15 protein-coding genes and 1 pseudogene are annotated in these 15056 nt (G+C 74.6%); 6 read left to right on the top strand and 10 right to left on the bottom strand.

The window, feature by feature from the left end:
* Window positions 1-4 precede the first annotated feature (4 nt).
* On the bottom strand, window positions 5-283 hold the full coding sequence (locus JIG38_RS20840; RefSeq protein WP_307844396.1) for a dsRBD fold-containing protein: 279 nt from the start codon (window positions 281-283) through the stop codon (window positions 5-7).
* Window positions 284-512: 229 nt separating this feature from the next.
* Here JIG38_RS20840 and JIG38_RS19820 point away from each other — a divergent pair.
* Window positions 513-800: pseudogene (locus JIG38_RS19820) on the top strand (SDR family NAD(P)-dependent oxidoreductase); the annotation flags it as partial.
* Window positions 801-1156: 356 nt separating this feature from the next.
* Entirely contained in the window at window positions 1157-1285 is a 129-nt protein-coding gene (locus tag JIG38_RS20565) for a hypothetical protein (RefSeq protein ID WP_267907586.1), read from the top strand.
* A gap of 15 nt (window positions 1286-1300) precedes the next feature.
* Here the strand turns inward: JIG38_RS20565 and JIG38_RS00640 are convergent, their stop codons facing one another.
* A complete protein-coding gene (locus tag JIG38_RS00640; RefSeq protein WP_199421572.1) occupies window positions 1301-1654 on the bottom strand; it encodes a hypothetical protein in 354 nt (117 codons plus the stop codon).
* Window positions 1655-1739: 85 nt separating this feature from the next.
* Here JIG38_RS00640 and JIG38_RS00635 point away from each other — a divergent pair, with 85 nt between their 5' ends.
* The gene (locus tag JIG38_RS00635) at window positions 1740-2369 is read left to right on the top strand and encodes a cation efflux transmembrane domain-containing protein (protein WP_307844395.1); all 630 of its coding nucleotides are present in this window, start codon (window positions 1740-1742) and stop codon (window positions 2367-2369) included.
* Between the two features lie 91 nt (window positions 2370-2460).
* Entirely contained in the window at window positions 2461-2868 is a 408-nt protein-coding gene (locus JIG38_RS00630; protein WP_199421571.1) for a four-helix bundle copper-binding protein, read from the top strand.
* Here JIG38_RS00630 and JIG38_RS00625 read toward each other — a convergent pair.
* Window positions 2865-3116, bottom strand: coding sequence for a nuclease (locus tag JIG38_RS00625; RefSeq protein WP_199421570.1), 252 nt, complete (start codon window positions 3114-3116; stop codon window positions 2865-2867). The two genes, JIG38_RS00630 and JIG38_RS00625, sit on opposite strands and share 4 nt — an antisense overlap.
* Before the next feature lie 385 nt (window positions 3117-3501).
* The gene (locus JIG38_RS00620) at window positions 3502-3888 is read right to left on the bottom strand and encodes a winged helix-turn-helix transcriptional regulator (RefSeq protein WP_199421569.1); all 387 of its coding nucleotides are present in this window, start codon (window positions 3886-3888) and stop codon (window positions 3502-3504) included.
* A 136-nt stretch (window positions 3889-4024) separates the two neighbouring features.
* Between JIG38_RS00620 and JIG38_RS00615 the strand changes: the two genes are divergently transcribed.
* Window positions 4025-4888 (top strand): SDR family oxidoreductase, encoded by an 864-nt coding sequence (locus JIG38_RS00615; protein ID WP_199421568.1) that lies wholly within the window; start codon window positions 4025-4027, stop codon window positions 4886-4888.
* 187 nt (window positions 4889-5075) lie between these two features.
* On the opposite strand, the gene JIG38_RS00610 is transcribed toward JIG38_RS00615, so the two are convergent.
* The 6 genes from JIG38_RS00610 to JIG38_RS20835 all read right to left on the bottom strand — a co-directional run bounded on the left by JIG38_RS00610 (window position 5076) and on the right by JIG38_RS20835 (window position 11132).
* Window positions 5076-5975, bottom strand: a complete 900-nt coding sequence (locus tag JIG38_RS00610; RefSeq protein ID WP_199421567.1) for a carbohydrate ABC transporter permease — start codon at window positions 5973-5975, stop codon at window positions 5076-5078.
* Complete coding sequence (locus JIG38_RS00605) at window positions 5975-6898, bottom strand: carbohydrate ABC transporter permease (protein WP_199421566.1); 924 nt, start codon at window positions 6896-6898, stop codon at window positions 5975-5977. Before JIG38_RS00605 ends, JIG38_RS00610 begins: the two co-directional genes overlap by 1 nt.
* Before the next feature lie 60 nt (window positions 6899-6958).
* A complete protein-coding gene (locus JIG38_RS00600; RefSeq protein WP_199421565.1) occupies window positions 6959-8242 on the bottom strand; it encodes an ABC transporter substrate-binding protein in 1284 nt (427 codons plus the stop codon).
* Window positions 8243-8456: 214 nt separating this feature from the next.
* The gene (locus tag JIG38_RS00595) at window positions 8457-9767 is read right to left on the bottom strand and encodes an alkaline phosphatase (RefSeq protein WP_233404105.1); all 1311 of its coding nucleotides are present in this window, start codon (window positions 9765-9767) and stop codon (window positions 8457-8459) included.
* A 199-nt stretch (window positions 9768-9966) separates the two neighbouring features.
* On the bottom strand, window positions 9967-10464 hold the full coding sequence (locus JIG38_RS00590; RefSeq protein WP_199421564.1) for a DUF427 domain-containing protein: 498 nt from the start codon (window positions 10462-10464) through the stop codon (window positions 9967-9969).
* Window positions 10465-10514: 50 nt separating this feature from the next.
* Window positions 10515-11132 carry a helix-turn-helix transcriptional regulator gene (locus JIG38_RS20835; RefSeq protein ID WP_199421563.1) on the bottom strand — a complete coding sequence of 206 codons (618 nt, stop codon included), beginning with the start codon at window positions 11130-11132 and terminating at the stop codon, window positions 10515-10517.
* Between the two features lie 165 nt (window positions 11133-11297).
* On the opposite strand from JIG38_RS20835, the gene JIG38_RS00580 reads away from it, so the two are divergent.
* The gene (locus tag JIG38_RS00580; protein ID WP_199421562.1) at window positions 11298-15047 is read left to right on the top strand and encodes a hypothetical protein; all 3750 of its coding nucleotides are present in this window, start codon (window positions 11298-11300) and stop codon (window positions 15045-15047) included.
* Window positions 15048-15056 lie beyond the last annotated feature (9 nt).

Raw genomic sequence — 15056 nt, 5'->3', positions numbered from 1 at the left:
GTCGTCAGGCGCGCAGGTGCACGCGGTGGTGCTCCACCGCGGCGATGTCCTCGGACGTCACGTCGAGCAGCCGGTCGGCGAGCGCACGGAGCGCACGCGCCGCCGCGAGCTCCTCGCCGATCTCGGGGACGTCGGCGTCCTCGGGGTTGCGGCGGGCGTGACCGCGACCCTCGAGCTGAGCCGTGCCCGTGTCGAGCACCGCGCGAGCGGTCGTCAGGCGGCTCCCGCCGGGGGAGTCCGCCTCGTCGAAGAGGTCGATCCGAGCGGTCCAGGTGTGTGCCACGGGAGCTCCTCCGGTCGGGCGGTCGGTGCGCCGGCCGCAGCTCGTCGAGCGACCAGCGTCGCCCGCACGGCGACGGCAGGGCAGAGGCGAAGGTCCCCGGGCGGCGGTCCCGGGGACCGGTGGTCCCGGGCCGCGGTGACGAAGGTCCGCAGGCCACGGCGCACGCCCGTGCCTACCGTGGACCGAGCCCGGCAGGGGCCGGGCGTCGTCCGGACCACCAGGAGCGACCATGCGCACCGTCGTCGTCACGGGCTCGGCATCGGGCATCGGCCGGGCGACCTGCGAGCTGCTGACGGAGCGGGGCGACCGGCCCGTCGGGGTCGACCTCCACGATGCCGACGTCGTCGTCGACCTGACCACGCCGGACGGGCGGGCCTCGCTCCCCGAGCAGGTGACGGCGCTCACCGACGGCCACGTGGACGGCGTCGTCGCGAACGCCGGGCTGGCCCACCAGGCGCCGGCCGACGTCGCCGTCAACTACTTCGGGACCGTCGCGACGCTCGAGGGGCTGCGGCCGTTGCTCGCTCGGTCGCCGGCACCCCGGGCGGTGGCGACCGCGTCGATGGCGAGCCTCATGGACCACGACGACGAGCTGGTGGACCTCTGCCTCGTCGCGGACGAGCCCGGAGCGCTCGACCGCGCCGCGCGCCTCGTCGAGGCCGACCGGGCCGGGCTGATCTATGCGAGCAGCAAGGTCGCGCTGTGCCGGTGGCTGCGCCGCCACGCGCCGACGCCGGCATGGGCCGGCGCGGGGATCCCGCTCAACGCGATCGCGCCGGGCGTCGTCGAGACCCCGATGGTGGCGTCGTTCCTCGCGACGGACGAGGCGCGCACGGCGCTCGCCGCCCTGGTGCCGATGCCCTGCACGGCTTCATGGCCGCGCAGGTGCCGGCCCGGCTGCTCGTGTGGCTGGTCGGCGAGGAGAACACCCACCTGTGCGGCCAGGTCGTCTTCGTCGACGGAGGCTCCGACGTCGTGCTGCGCGGCGACTCGACCTGGTGACCCGCGGCGACCTCGTCAGTCCCCGTGCGCCCGGTCCAGGCGCTGGAGCAGGTCGTCCGCCGCCGCGGCGACCTCGTCGTGGCCGTTCTGCACGGCGCGCTGCTTCGCGTGGACGAGGGCGGCCCGGTTGACGCGCGAGAAGTCGCCGTAGGGGAAGCGGAACCGGGCCTTGGTGCCTGGCGACGCGTCCGGGTCGACCGCGAGGTGCCACTCCCCGTAGGCGTCGTCGCCGTGGCGCTCGATCCACCGGTTCTCGCGGTCGGCGCCCGGCGCCGCGTCCGACCACGAGGTCGTGGTGTCGTAGCGCCGCTTCTCGATGAGCTCGCGCGCGTGCGTCACGCCGGCCTGGTTCACCCGATAGCCGCTCATGCTCCGAGCGTAGGTCGGTCCGGGCCGGCGCACCCGGGCAGCGCCGGTGAGGACCGTGCGCCAGACTGGCGGGCGTGAGCACGCCGTGACCGCGCCCGAGGAGGACGCCGGACGCGTGCGGCGCCTGCGTCGCGTGGTGCTGGTGGTCGCGGCGCTCAACCTGGCGTACGTCGGCGTCGAGGCGACCGTCGCCCTGGCGATCGGGTCGGTGTCGCTCCTCGCCGACAGCGTCGACTTCCTCGAGGACGCCGCGATCAACGTGCTGATCGCCGTCGCGCTGGGCTGGTCGCTGCCACGGCGGGCCGTCGCGGGAAGGGTCATGGCGGGGATCATCCTGGTCCCTGCGCTCGCCGCCGCGTGGCAGGCCGTCGTCAAGGCGTCCGACCCGGTGCCGCCCGACGTGCGTGCGCTCGTCCTCACCGCGGGAGGCGCCGTCGTCGTCAACCTCACGTGCTCCCTCCTGCTCGCGCGCGTGCGGCACCACGGCGGGTCGCTGTCGCGGGCGGCGTTCCTCTCGGCGCGCAACGACGTGCTGGTCAACCTGGCCATCATCGCCATGGCCGTGGTGACCGCCGTGACGCGCTCGGGGTGGCCCGACCTCGTTCTCGGGGCCGTCATCGTCGTCGTCAACGTCGGCGCGGCCGCCGAGGTCTGGCGTGCGGCGCAGGAGGAGCGCCTCGCGGCCCGGGCGCTCGCGGGCGAGGACGTCGACTGACGCTCCCCGCACCGTGGCGTGCCGCACAGGCCCGGGCGTACCGTCGAGGAGCTGGAGCAGGTCACGCGACGAGGGCGAGAGGCGGGCACCGATGAGCATGATGGCGGACATGATGAGGTCCATGCCGGCGGCGGCGGAGTCGTCGGGCATGGACATGGGGATGATGCAGCAGTGCATCGAGGCGTGCTCGGCGGCGTCGATGGCCGCGACGATGTGCGCGGACGCCGACGGCGGCGAGGGCATGGGCCGTTGCGCGTCGATGTGCATGAACACCGCGGACGTCGCGATGACGACGATGCGCATGATGATGCGCCCCGGCGGCTACGACGTGAACGTCATGATGATGATGATGCAGGCGTGCCAGGCCATGGGTGAGGCGTGCGCCGCGGAGTGCGAGATGCACGCCGCGATGTCGGAGCACTGCCGCATCTGCGCGTCGGCCTGTCGCGCGATGGTCGAGGCGTGCTCGTCCGCGATGGCCGGGATGGCGAAGGGCTAGCGCACCGGCCGGGCCGCGTACCAGACGCCCCCGATCGCGACGAGCTCGGCGACGGGGTGCACGGCCACGGGCTCACCCGGGTCCGGTGCGGCCCGGGTCGTCAGCGTGCTCGCACCGCCGTCGAGGTGCGCGACGGTGATCGTCCCCGGCTCCCGGGAGACGACGAGGCCGTCGCGCCACGCGCTGGGCGAGGCGGTCGCGACCGCCTCCTGGATGGGCAGGACGTCGATGCGGGTGGGGTTCGGCACGGGAGTGCTCCTCGGGCTGCGCGTCGGTGGAGGGGAGGGCCGACCCCGAGGCGGCGTGCCGGTGCGGCGGCCACGGGCGGGCGGTGTCGGAGGTGTCGCGGTGCGACGGGCGGGGTCCGCGTGCCGGACCAGGCGGGACGCCTGCGGCGGGCTCGTCAGAGCCGGGGGGACCGGGACGACAGGGTCGTCAGCGACACATTCGACACTCGGACGCGCGCGTCGACATCACGTCGACGGGTCCCGCGGTGCGCGGGACCTCGCGTGCTGCGCGGTCCGTGGTCATGGGTCGAGTGTGGGGACGCGTCCACATGGTGTCAACGCCTCTCGCATGCCGGACGCCGTCGCGCGCGGGTGAAACCCGGGGCCCGCCGGGCGCAGGCGGTGGTCAGGCGGTCGGCTCCGCGGCCGGGCTCACGATCTCCTCGGCATGGTCCATGACCCATCCGACGAGGGGCAGGAGGTGGGCGGCGAGATCGCGGCCGAGGGGGGTCAGCGAGTAGTCCACGCGGGGCGGGATCGTGGGCGCGGCCTCGCGGTGCACGAAGCCGTCGCGCTCGAGCACCCGCAGGGTCTGGGCGAGCATCTTCTCGCTCACGCCCTCGACGACGCGCCGCAGCTCGTTCCAGCGCAGCGTGCGGTCGGCGAGCGCGACGAGGACGAGCACGCCCCACTTGCTCGTCACGTGGTCGAGCACGACGCGGCTCGGACAGCCCGACGCGAGCACGCCCCCGGGGAGGCGCTCCAGCAGGCTGACCTGGGTGCTTACCGACATGTCAGTACCTTACCGAGAAGTGGGTACCCGCAGATCGGAAGGTTCGCGTGCGGGGACCCGTTGTGCCGGTGCCGGGACGCCCACGCCCCGGCCCGGCGCGTCAGGGCGCGCCGGACCGCACGAGCCAGGAGGAAGCATGTCGATCGTCGTCACCGGGGCCACGGGTCACCTCGGCCGTCTCGTCGTCGAGGGGCTGCTCGACGCGGGCGTCCCCGCGTCCGACGTCGTTGCGGTGGGTCGCCGGGTCGAGCGGCTCGCCGACCTCGCCGGGCGCGGCGTCAGGACCGCGCGCGTGGACTACGCCGACCGCGCGTCGCTCGACGCGGCGCTCGAGGGCGCCGAGACGCTCATGCTCGTCTCGGGCAGCGAGGTCGGCCGGCGCGTGGAGCAGCACGCGGCGGCGATCGACGCCGCGGCCACGGCGGGCGTCGCGCGCGTGGTCTACACGAGCGCCCCGGCGGCGGACGACACGCCGCTCGTCCTCGCGCCCGAGCACAAGGCGACCGAGGAGCTCCTCCGGGCGTCGGGTCTCGCCGTCACGGTGCTGCGCAACGGCTGGTACACCGAGAACTACCTCCCGGCGCTCGAGCAGGCGCGCGCGACCGGCGAGATCGTGGCGAGCGTCGGGGACGGGCGGGTCGCGAGCGCACCGCGCGCGGACTTCGCGGGCGCTGCGGTCGCCGTGCTCACGACGCCCGGGCACGAGGGCCGGACGTACGAGCTCGCCGGCGACCACGCCTGGACCCACGACGAGCTCGCCGCGGCGGTGTCCGAGGTCGTGGGCCGGCCCGTCGCGTACCGCGCGGTCACGCCCGAGGAGCACCTCGAGGTCCTCCGGGCGGCCGGGCTCGACGAGGGCACGGCCCAGTTCGTCGTCGCGCTCGACGGCGACACGCGCCGCGGCCTGCTCGCGGGCGGGTCGAGCGACCTGCGCGACCTCCTCGGCCGGCCCACGACGCCGCTCCTGGACGCGCTGCGCGCCGCCGTCGCCGCCGGCTGAGCCGCCCACCGGTCGCGGGGGGCGCCGCGGGGGGGGGGGCCCGCCCCCCCCCCCCCCCGGGGGGGCGCGCCGCGCCATGTTAGAACCCCGCCGCCCACCCCGGGCGGGGCGCGCCCCCCCCCGGGGGCGCGCCCCGGGGGGGGGGGCGCCCCCCCGCCCCCGGCGCCCGTCGGTCGGGGCCGCTCGGCTACTTGATCGCACCCTGCGTCACGCCGGCCATCACCCAGCGCTGCGTGAACAGGTAGACGACGATCGCGGGCGCCATCGCCATGAGGTAGGACGCGAACGCCACGTTGTAGTTGCTGCTGAACTGCGTCTGGAACACCGACTGCAGCACGGGCAGGGTCTGGAGCGTCGAGTCGGCCGTGATGAGCGACGGCATCATGAAGTCGTTCCACGAGGCGAGGAACGCGAAGATGGCCACCGTCGCGCTCATGGGCGCCATCATCGGGAAGACGATGCGCCGGAACACCTGCCACGTCGTCGCGCCGTCGAGCCGCGCGCTCTCCTCGAGCTCCTCGGGCAGCCCCCGGATGAACGCCGTGAAGAGGAGCACGCTGAACGACAGCTGGAACATCACGTGGAGGATCGCGACGCCGAGCGGGTTGGCCAGGCCGACCATCCCCGTGAGCTTCACCTGCGAGAGGGCCAGCACGGGGAAGGGCAGGAACATCGCGGCGAGCAGGTAGAAGAACGACATCCGGAAGAACCTCCGGTCCCAGTTCCGCGCGATCGCGTAGGCGGCGAGCGAGGCGAGGACCACCGTGCCCACGACCGTCACGAGCGTCACGAAGACCGAGATCCCGAAGCCGCGCGGGAAGTTCGTCAGCCGCCACGCCTCGACGAAGCCGTCGACCGACAGCGGCGAGGGCAGCGCGAACACCTGCCCGCTGACGGACTGCTGGGTCGTCTTGAACGCCATCGTCACGGTCGCGTAGAGCGGCAGGAACACGGCGATCGAGCAGATCACCAGCGCGGTGGTTGCGCCCCAGCTCGGGCGGTCCTCGCCGGACCGGCCGAGGAAGCGGCGACGGCGTCGGACCGGTACCTGGCCGGGTGCCGTCGTGGTCAGCGTCGTCTGCGTCATCAGAACGCACTCCTTCCGCGCGTCAGGCGCAGTTGGGTGACCGCGAGCACGACCGCGATGAGGAAGAAGATCGTCGCGTTGGCCATCTGGTAGGCGTAGTCGCCCCCGGTGAAGCCCGAGAAGATCGTCATCGCGACGCTGCGGGTCGCGGTCCCGGGGCCGCCGTTCGTGAGGCCGACGATGATGTCGTAGGCGTTGAGGAAGTTCTTGAACCCGATGACGAGGTTGATGAGGACGTAGCCCGCGACGAGCGGCAGCGTGATGGACACGAGCCTGCGGCCGGGCGAGGCGCCGTCCATCGACGCCGCCTCGTAGACCTCGTTCGGGATCGACAGGATCCCCGCGATGTAGATGAGCAGCGCCGAGGGGATCGCCTGCCACGCGGTGACGAACACGATCGTCAGCCAGGCGAGGTCGGGGTCCGCGAGCAGGCTCTGCTCGAGCGCCGCGACGCCCAGCGTCTGCCCGAGCTGCGGGAGCGAGTTCGAGAACAGGAAGTTGAAGACGTACGCGATGACGATGCCCGAGATCACCATGGGGAGCACGAACACCGCTCGCAGGGTGATCTTGGCGCGGATCCTCGCCGTCAGCCCCACCGCGAGCAGGAACGCCACGACGTTGACGAGCAGCACGGTGACGAGCGCGAAGAGGATCGTGAAGCCGTAGGAACCGAGGATGGCGGGGTCGGAGAACATCGCCACGTAGTTGGTGAGCCCGACCCACTCGAACTCGCCGAACCCGATCGAGTCGGTGAAGCTCAGCGTGATGCCCATGACCGCCGGCACCGTGATCGCGAGCGTGAACAGCACGAGGGACGGCACGAGCATGAGGTAGAACGTCAGGCCCGCCGGTCGGCGACGGTCGGGCCGCACGGGTCCCGCGCGGTCGACCGTCCGTGGTCGGGTCTCGGCGGCTGTCGCCATGGAAGTCTCCGGTCGTCGGACGGGTGAGGCGGAGGTCGGGCGCGACGGTGCGCGGCGCGATCAGGAGCGGAACGCCAGGCGTGACCAGTCGGCGTCGAGGGTGCGGAGCACCTGTTCCGGCTCCGCCCCGGTGGCGAGGGACTGCGCGTAGTTCTGGAGCGGGATCGACTGCGGGACCAGCTGCGACGCGCCGAGGTAGAACGCGGCCCGGTCGTAGTACTCCTTGAGCTCCACGAGCGTCTCGTTCGTGACCGGGGCGGCGCCCTCGGTCACGCCGAAGCCGAGCGCCTGGGCGTTGTACGCGTCGATCACCTCGGGCTGCATGAGGAAGGAGAGGAACTCCCGCGCGGCCTCCTTCTTGGCGGACCCTTCTGGGATCCACAGCGCGAGGTCGATGTTCACCCGCACCTTGCGGTCGGCCGGGTCGTCGGTCATCGGCAGCGGGAAGGCACCGACGTCGAGGTCGGGGTTCGTCTTGGCGATCTCGGTCAGGGCCCACGGCCCCTGGAGGTACATGGCCGCCTCGCCGTTCGCGAAGGCCAGGTTGCCGTCGCCGTAGCCCCGGCTCGCCGCGTTCTCGTTCGAGTACCCGACCAGGACCTTCATCCGTTCCACGGGCTCGACGAACTGCTTCTGGAACGCGACCGGGCTGTTCGGCCCGACGTCGGCCCCCTGCTCCTTGAGCTGCTCGAAGAAGTCGGTCGTGTCGATCAGGCCCCCGACCGTGTAGTCGAAGTGGCCCTGCGCGATGGTCCAGGGGTCCTTGAAGGTGGAGTAGATGGGCGTCACGCCCGCGGCGGTCAGGGCCTCGCACACCGCGAGGAACTCGTCCCAGGTGGTGGGCGGCTCGAGCCCGTTCGCCTGGAAGATCTCGCGGTTGTAGAGCACGGCCGCCGCCATGAGCGAGTACGGGATCACGCTCGTCCGGCCCGGGTACGTCGCCGTGACGTCGACGAGCGGCTGCAGCTCGTCGATGATCCGGCCCGCCTCGGGCATGTCGCTCAGGTCGCTCAGCGCGCCGCGCTCGACGTAGCGCGAGATCTCGAAGTTGTAGTTGAGGCAGCCGATGTCGGGCGGCGTCTCGCGCACGAACGAGCCCGCGAGGTTCGACGTCGCGTCGTGGCGCACGCGGACCGTCGACTGGGCCTCGTGGAACTGCTGGATGAGCTCGTCGAAGTACCCGATCACCTCGGGCTTCGACTGGTAGAAGACGATCTCGGTCGTCCGGGAGCCGGACGGCCGGGCGCAGGACGTGAGCGCGAGGCCGGCGCCCGCGACGCCGAGGCCCTGGAGGAACGTGCGGCGGCTGAGGTCGCGCGCGGCGAGCGGCTGCTGAGCGGTCACGTCTTCGCCCCCTTCGTCGAAGATGTGCGGGGGCGCTCCGCCCGCCCCGCCCGACGCCTCGTCGCCTCGGGTGGCCGCACGGTCGCGTGCCCCTCGGGGCCACAGTGGCACGAGCCGCGCCGCGTCACATCCGGAGAGCGGCGGTCGCCGTGGACGGGGGTCGCGGCGGGCGCCGGTGGGCCGGGTCGGGGGCGCTCCCGGCCCACCGCAACCGCTAGCGACGCCCGCGCATCGCGTCGAGGATGACGTCGTGCACGCCGGTCGCGTCCTGGGCGCGCGCGAGGCGGTCGGCGTGCGGGCCCTCGGCCGTGACCGGGGTCGCGGCGCCGGTGTGGCCGCCCGTCGTCCAGTCGACCGTGAACTCGAGGTCCGAGCCGGCGATCGGGAACGGTCCGTCCTCGAGGCTCTGCAGCACGGCGGCGTCGGTGCTGGCGGTGTCGCCCGACTCGTCGGCGTCGTCGACGTTCTCGATCGCGAGACCGCCGGTCTCGTGGTCGCCCACGACGACCACCAGCGTGCCCGGGTGCTGCGCCGCGAACTCGCGCACGAGCGCGACGGTCGCGTCGAGGGCCTGGCCGGCCTGGATCGTGCGGGCCGCGTTGTTGCTGTGGGCCATCTCGTCGATGGCCTCCTCCTCGACCATGAGGAAGAACCCGTGCCGGTCCGTCGAGAGCACGTCGAGGGCCTTCTGGGTCATCGTGGCGAGCGGCACGACGGGGTCGTACTCGTCGCCCTGCCCCTCGGGCGCCTGCTCGAACATCTCCTCGTTCGCGAAGAGGCCGAGGATCCGGTCGGCGTCGGTCGCCGCGAGCTCCTCGGCCGTGCTCACGTAGTCGTACCCGGACGCGACCGCCTGCTCGACCAGGTTGCCGATCGTCGACCTGCTCACCTCCGGGCGCGCGTCCGCCGGGTCGTCCGGGTAGGCGCCCTCGTCGCCGACGGGGTACCACCAGTCCTCGCCACCGCCGAGGATGACGTCCGGACGCGTCTCCTCGATGAGCTGGCGGGCGATCTCGGTCTGCTCCCCGCGGTCGGCCACGTGCGCACCGAAGGCGGCGGGGGTGGCGTCGGTGACCTGCGACGTCGTCACGAGCCCGGTCGCCTTGCGCAGGGCGGTCGCGCGCTCGAGCAGCGTCTCGACGGGGTTGCCGTCGACGTCGACGGAGACGGCGCCGTTGTACGTGCGCACGCCCGCGGCGAACGCCGTGGCCCCGGCGGCCGAGTCGGTCACGGCGTCCTCGGGGTCGGCCGAGTCGGTGTAGGCCCAGCCCGCGTAGCGCAGCTGGTCCATGGCGAGCTGGCCGTCCTGGCCGACCGTCGCGAGCCGCGTCGCGTCCCGCGCCGCCATGCTCAGCCCGTCGCCGACGAGCAGGATGACGTTCTTGGCGGTGCGTCCGCCGTGGCCGTGACCGCCGTCACCTCCGCCGCCGCCGCCGTGGAGCGCCATGCCCCCCGCGGCGAGGCTCGCGGCGAGCACGGCCGTGCCGCCCGTGGTGAGGAGCCGTCGTGAGTCGATCCGTGCCATCTGGATGCCACCCTTCGGTCGAACTGCGGTGTCCACCGTGGGTCCGTCCCGTGCGGGACGGCGGCGACCGTCGGTCACCGCCCTCCAGTGTGCGCCTCCCACCCGGGGGCGGCTCCGACGGCCCCCGGGCACGCGCGGCCGTCCTGCGGCGTCGCGCGCGCACCGGGGCGCGGCGGGGCCGAGGGTCGTGCGGGTGGGGTCACCAGCCCGCGGTGCCCGGCCCGCCCTTGAACGGGCCCACCACGGCCGACGTGATCCAGCCCCCGTAGAAGCCCCCCGGCTGAGGCGCGACCACCTCGCCGTCGACCGTGCACCGGTCCACGAGGCCTGGCATGACGGCGACCGCGCCGGCGAGCACCTCGAAGCCCGGGGAGGGCGCGAGGTACGTCCACGCCGCCGACGGCGCGACGCGGTCGCCCGCCACGACGTCGAGGTAGCTCGCGTGGCCCTTCCACTCGCACCACGTCGCCCCGGCCGCCTCGCGCAGCGCTCCCGGCACGAACGCGTCGCGGGGCAGGTAGTACGTCGGCGGGTGGCTCGTCTCGAGGACCCGCAGCGCGCGGTCCGTCGTCGCGACCACGCGCCCGCCGAGCTCGACGGCGACCACCGCGCCGCTGGGCTCGACGCGCGGGGGCCGGGGGTAGTCCCAGACCGACTCCTGGCCGGGTCCGGGTGGGGCGGGGACGGGACGGGCCATGCCGCGACGCTACCTGCACGGGTCAGCGGGCGCGGCCCGTGGCCGGGCGCTCAGCTCACGAGCGCGACCCACTGCAGGGCCGCCGAGACGCGCCGGTTGAGGCCGGGGTCCTCGTGCGCGAGGCCGAGCTTGGCGAACAGGCTCGTGACGTGGCACTCGACCGTCTTGGGGCTGAGCGAGAGCCGCCGGGCGATCCCGGCGTTCGACAGCCCCTGGGCGAGCAGCTCGAGCACGTCGAGCTCGGCGGCGGTGAGGCGGGGGCGCTGCGCGGGGCCGCGGGCCGGGCGGCCCGAGGCCGCCGCGGCGCCCAGCCACGCGACCACCTCGTCGGCGCCCACGCCGGCCAGCGCCGTGACCGCGAGGCCGTCGGGCGCTCGGCGCCCGCCCGGCGCCCGGCGGCGGAGCCAGGAGTCCCCGCCGTCCGTCAGCGCGAGGACCGGTGAGCCGTCGCCCAGCACCAGCCGGATCCCCTCGAGCGTGCGCACACGGTCGTCGTGCACGCCGACCAGGAGGAGGACGGGGGAGCCGCGCTCGGCCGTGGCCGACGGCGTCGCGCGCAGGTGGTCGAGGGACGCGGCCTCGGTGTGCACGTGGACGCCCCGCGCGACGAGCTGGAGGACGAGCCCGTGGCGCACCAGGGGTACGGCCCCGACCACGGCGACGCGCACGGGTGCCCCCTTCCCAGCGGACGGGACCCATCGTGCTCCTGCGTGCACCGCTGCGGCCAGACCCTGCCGAGACCGGTGTTTTCCCCGATGCCCCCGGGTGCGCGTGCTCCTAGCGTCGGGTGCGCCCCCGGACCGGCCGCCGGGCTCGCCGAGCGGAGGTGCGCGATGCCCGGACCACCCCGCCGCCCGGACGAGGAGACGCCGGGTCGCCCCGACCCCGACCGACCGGACCGCCCCGACCGGCCCGACGAGGAGGACCGGCCGCTCGACGTGCGGCTGCTGCGGCCCCTCGACCTGCTCGACGCCCGGCTCACCGCCCCGGGCTGCACGCTGGAGCGGGACGGTGCCGGCGCCGTGCTCGTGGCCGGACCCGACGCGTCGCTCGTCCTGCACCTGCCGCCGCAGCACCTCGGGGAGCGGGCGTGGCCTCGGGGTGGCACCCCCGGCGCCGTGTCGGCGCACCGCGCCGCGGCACCGACGCGCGTCGTGTTCGCGCTGGCCGACGGCGCCCGCGTCCCTTTCACGCTCGCCGACGTGCTCGCGGTGCTCCCGACCCTCGCGCTGCGCGTCGCGCCGCACGCGACCCCGGCGGTGGCACCGGGCGGCGGGCGGCCGCGGCCCGGGTGGCTCGACGACGTGCTCGTCCCCGGCTGGCACCGGCTCGCCGAGGGCGCCGACGACGCCAGCCTCGCCGACCTCGTGCTCGGCGAGGGCCGCCCGGCTGCCGTCGCGTCGACCGCGCTGCACGACGTCGCGGCGCGGGTCCTGCTGCACGCGAACGCGGCCCGCCTGGTCCGCGGCCACGCGGGCGCCGTCGGACTGGCCGGCGCGGGAGCGACCGGGGTAGGGGCGGCCGCCGGACCCGCCGGACCCGCAGGCGCCGAAGCGAGCCTCCCCGAGCACCGTCGGCGGATCCTCGGCACGCTCGTGCCCGGCGGGCCCGACCGCTTCCGCCTGCCGCCCCTGCGCCCGCGCGGCCCCCGTCCGCCCACCGCGACGGAGACGGCGATCGAGGTCCCGTACCGCGTGACCGTGTCTCCGAGCCCGCTCGGCGCGTTCCGGCACGACGCCGACCCCGTCGTAGCCCCGGACGACCCCCAGCGCGCGGAGCTCTGGCGCACCCGGCTCACCGTGCGGCGGACCGACGCGGACGGCGCCTTCGCCGGTCACGACGACACCGACGACGAGCAGCGCGTCGTGCGCGCCGTGTGGAGCCGCGACCTGGACGCACCCGACGCGACCGCCACGGCGGACCCCGCGCCGCTGAACCCCCAGTCGATCCTGCCGCCCCAGCGGCGCTCGATCGTCCGGCAGACGTCGGACACGCGGATGCCGGGGCCGCCCCAGCCGCTCGAGGTGCGGCAGCTCGCGCTGTCGAGCCTCGGCGCGTGGGTCGACTGGCGGGCGGCGTGGGAGCTCGAGGACACACGCCCGTCGCCCGACCCGGCGCTCGTCCCGCTGCTCGAGTCCTACCGGCACCAGGCCGTCATGGGCCGCGACCAGTACGTGCGCATCACCCAGCCCGGGTTCCTCTACCCGTTCGGCCACCGCGCGGTCTGGGTCACGGTGACCGAGCGGCGCGTGGTCGACCGTGCCCAGGGGGTCGCGTACCTGTGGCGGCGCGAGTTCATCATCGTGCGCGAGCCGACCCGGACCTACGGCGGCCACGACACCCCGTTCGGCCGCGTGACCGTCGAGCCCCTCGTGACGCCGAACCTCGACTCGATGCCGGACCTCACGAAGCCCTTCGTGCCCTCGATCGACGGCGTGCCCTACCGGTTCACGCTCGTGAGCGTGGACCAGGCGGGCGCCACGGTGACCGTCCCCGCGGCGCTGGTGTTCGTCTCCGTGGATGCCGTCGACCTCGCGGGCACCCTCGGCCAGGACGTCACCGCCCTGGCCGACGCCGCCTACGCCCCGGTCCGCGCGATCGCCGCGAGCGGGCAGACGGTGGCGATGGCGCGCCCGGCCACGGCCGGTGACACCGAGGTGGAGGTCGCGACGCTGCGTTTCGGCGGCGTGGTCGACCCCGTCGCGGCGACGTCGCGCCCGTTCCTCCAGCGCGCGGACGGCGTCGTACCGTCGATGCGACACCTCGCGCCGCACTCCGCCGTCGTGCCGTTCGCCTACGCGGCGCCGTTCCTCGCCGCCGACGCGTCGGGCTTCGGCGCCGCGAACCCGGGCCAGGTCTTCCTCGCGGTGGCCGGCGCGGCGCCCGCGGTGGACTTCAGCGGCGGCTCCGACCGGTCGGGCGGGTTCCTCAGCCCCAACCTCATGGTCCGGGCGCTGTCCCGGAGCCTGGGCGCCGTCGGCGAGGACGGCACGGGACCGGACTCTGGCCTGGCGCAGGGGCGTTTCTCGCCCGAGCGCTTCCTCGAGGGCGCGCTGCCGAAGCTCTTCGGGCTGTTCTCGCTGCTCGACCTGCTCGACGCGCTGGGCGTCGGCCTCGACGACGCCCCGGCGTTCGTCACCGAGGCGCTCGACGTGGTGAGCAGCATCGTCAGCGAGGCCGACCGCCTGCGCGCGGCGGCGGCCGACGTCGGCCCGCGGCTCGCGGCGGACGCGGCGAAGGCCGCGCACGACGGCGCGCGCGCGGGCATCGAGGCTGCGCGCGCCCAGGTCGAGGCCGCGACCGGCCCGCTGCTGACGAGCCTCGACGCGGTGCTCGACGTGCTCGGCGACCTCCCCGGCGCGGCCGACCCGGTCGCCGCGGTGCAGGCCGTCGTCGACGCCCTCGGCGACGTCGCGGACCGCGTCGACGCGCTGCTCGCCGTGCTCGGCGCACCCCAGCTGCCGGCGGCGGTCCGGGCCGAGCTCGAGCGCCCGGCACGCGCGCTCGCGACGCTCGCGCGCGCCGCGGACACGGTCGAGGCCCTCGCGTCGTTCGTCGAGGACCTGCTCAGCCCGTCCGCGTCCGTCACCGCACGCCTCGAGTGGCGCCCGCAGATCACGAGCTGGCCCGCGGGTGCGCCCGTCTTCGACGCGCGGGACCCGCGGGGCCTGCGCCTCGCCGTCGAGGTGCGGGCGAGCGCGTCGAGCCCGCCCGCGGTCGACGTCACCGCCGAGCTCGCCGACTTCGCGCTCCAGCTCCTGCCCGGGGAGCCGCTGCTGGCGGTGGCGTTCCAGCGGATCGGCTTCCGCGTGACCTCGGCCGGCAAGCCGGAGGTCGACGTCGTCTTCGGCGGCATGGAGTTCCTCGGGCCGCTCGCGTTCGTCGACACCCTGCGTCGGATGATCCCGTTCGACGGGTTCGCCGACCCGCCGTACGTGGACGTCGCACCCGAGGGCGTGACGGCGGGGTTCGACCTCGCCCTGCCGAACGTCTCGGTGGGCGTCTTCAGCATCGAGAACATCGCGCTCGCCGCCGACGCGCGCATCCCGTTCCTCGGCGACGCGGTGACGGTGGGCTTCGGCTTCTGCTCCAAGGACTCGCCGTTCCGCCTCACGGTGATGATGATCGGCGGCGGCGGCTGGGTCGCGCTCCGGGCCTCGCCCAAGGGCCTGGTCCTGCTCGAGGTGGGCCTCGAGGCGACCGCCTGCCTGTCCGTCGACCTGGGCGTCGCCTCCGGCTCCGTCTCGATCGCCGTCGGGGTGTACCTGCGCCTCGAGGGGGACGCGGGCTCGCTCACCGCCTACTTCCGCATCCGCGGCGAGGTCGACGTGCTCGGCCTCATCTCCGCCTCCATCACCCTCGAGCTGTCGCTCGAGTACGACTTCGACACCGGCAAGCTCGTCGGCCGCGCGTCGATCGTCGTCGAGGTCGAGGTCCTGTTCTTCTCCGCGTCCGTCGAGGTCTCGTGCGAGCGGCGCCTCGCCGGGTCGAAGGGCGACCCGGTGCTCGAGGACATCTACCCGCCCCTGGACGGCGCGAACGCGGACTGGTCCGCGTACTGCGCGGCGTTCACCGCCGCCTGAGCCGGAGGA

Origin of the sequence: Actinotalea solisilvae, from assembly GCF_016464425.1 — a bacterium.
GTDB classification, from domain to species: domain Bacteria; phylum Actinomycetota; class Actinomycetes; order Actinomycetales; family Cellulomonadaceae; genus Actinotalea; species Actinotalea solisilvae.
This window is presented reverse-complemented; position numbering and strand designations above follow the sequence as displayed.

Coding starts and splice junctions, on each gene's coding strand:
- JIG38_RS00595 (WP_233404105.1), bottom strand. CDS start 9,767: ATGGCACGGATCGACTCACGACGGCTCCTCACCACGGGCGGCACGGCC.
- JIG38_RS00615 (WP_199421568.1), top strand. CDS start 4,025: ATGTCGATCGTCGTCACCGGGGCCACGGGTCACCTCGGCCGTCTCGTC.
- JIG38_RS00610 (WP_199421567.1), bottom strand. CDS start 5,975: ATGACGCAGACGACGCTGACCACGACGGCACCCGGCCAGGTACCGGTC.
- JIG38_RS00640 (WP_199421572.1), bottom strand. CDS start 1,654: ATGAGCGGCTATCGGGTGAACCAGGCCGGCGTGACGCACGCGCGCGAG.
- JIG38_RS00630 (WP_199421571.1), top strand. CDS start 2,461: ATGAGCATGATGGCGGACATGATGAGGTCCATGCCGGCGGCGGCGGAG.
- JIG38_RS00580 (WP_199421562.1), top strand. CDS start 11,298: ATGCCCGGACCACCCCGCCGCCCGGACGAGGAGACGCCGGGTCGCCCC.
- JIG38_RS20565 (WP_267907586.1), top strand. CDS start 1,157: ATGGCCGCGCAGGTGCCGGCCCGGCTGCTCGTGTGGCTGGTCGGCGAG.
- JIG38_RS00620 (WP_199421569.1), bottom strand. CDS start 3,888: ATGTCGGTAAGCACCCAGGTCAGCCTGCTGGAGCGCCTCCCCGGGGGC.
- JIG38_RS00605 (WP_199421566.1), bottom strand. CDS start 6,898: ATGGCGACAGCCGCCGAGACCCGACCACGGACGGTCGACCGCGCGGGA.
- JIG38_RS00590 (WP_199421564.1), bottom strand. CDS start 10,464: ATGGCCCGTCCCGTCCCCGCCCCACCCGGACCCGGCCAGGAGTCGGTC.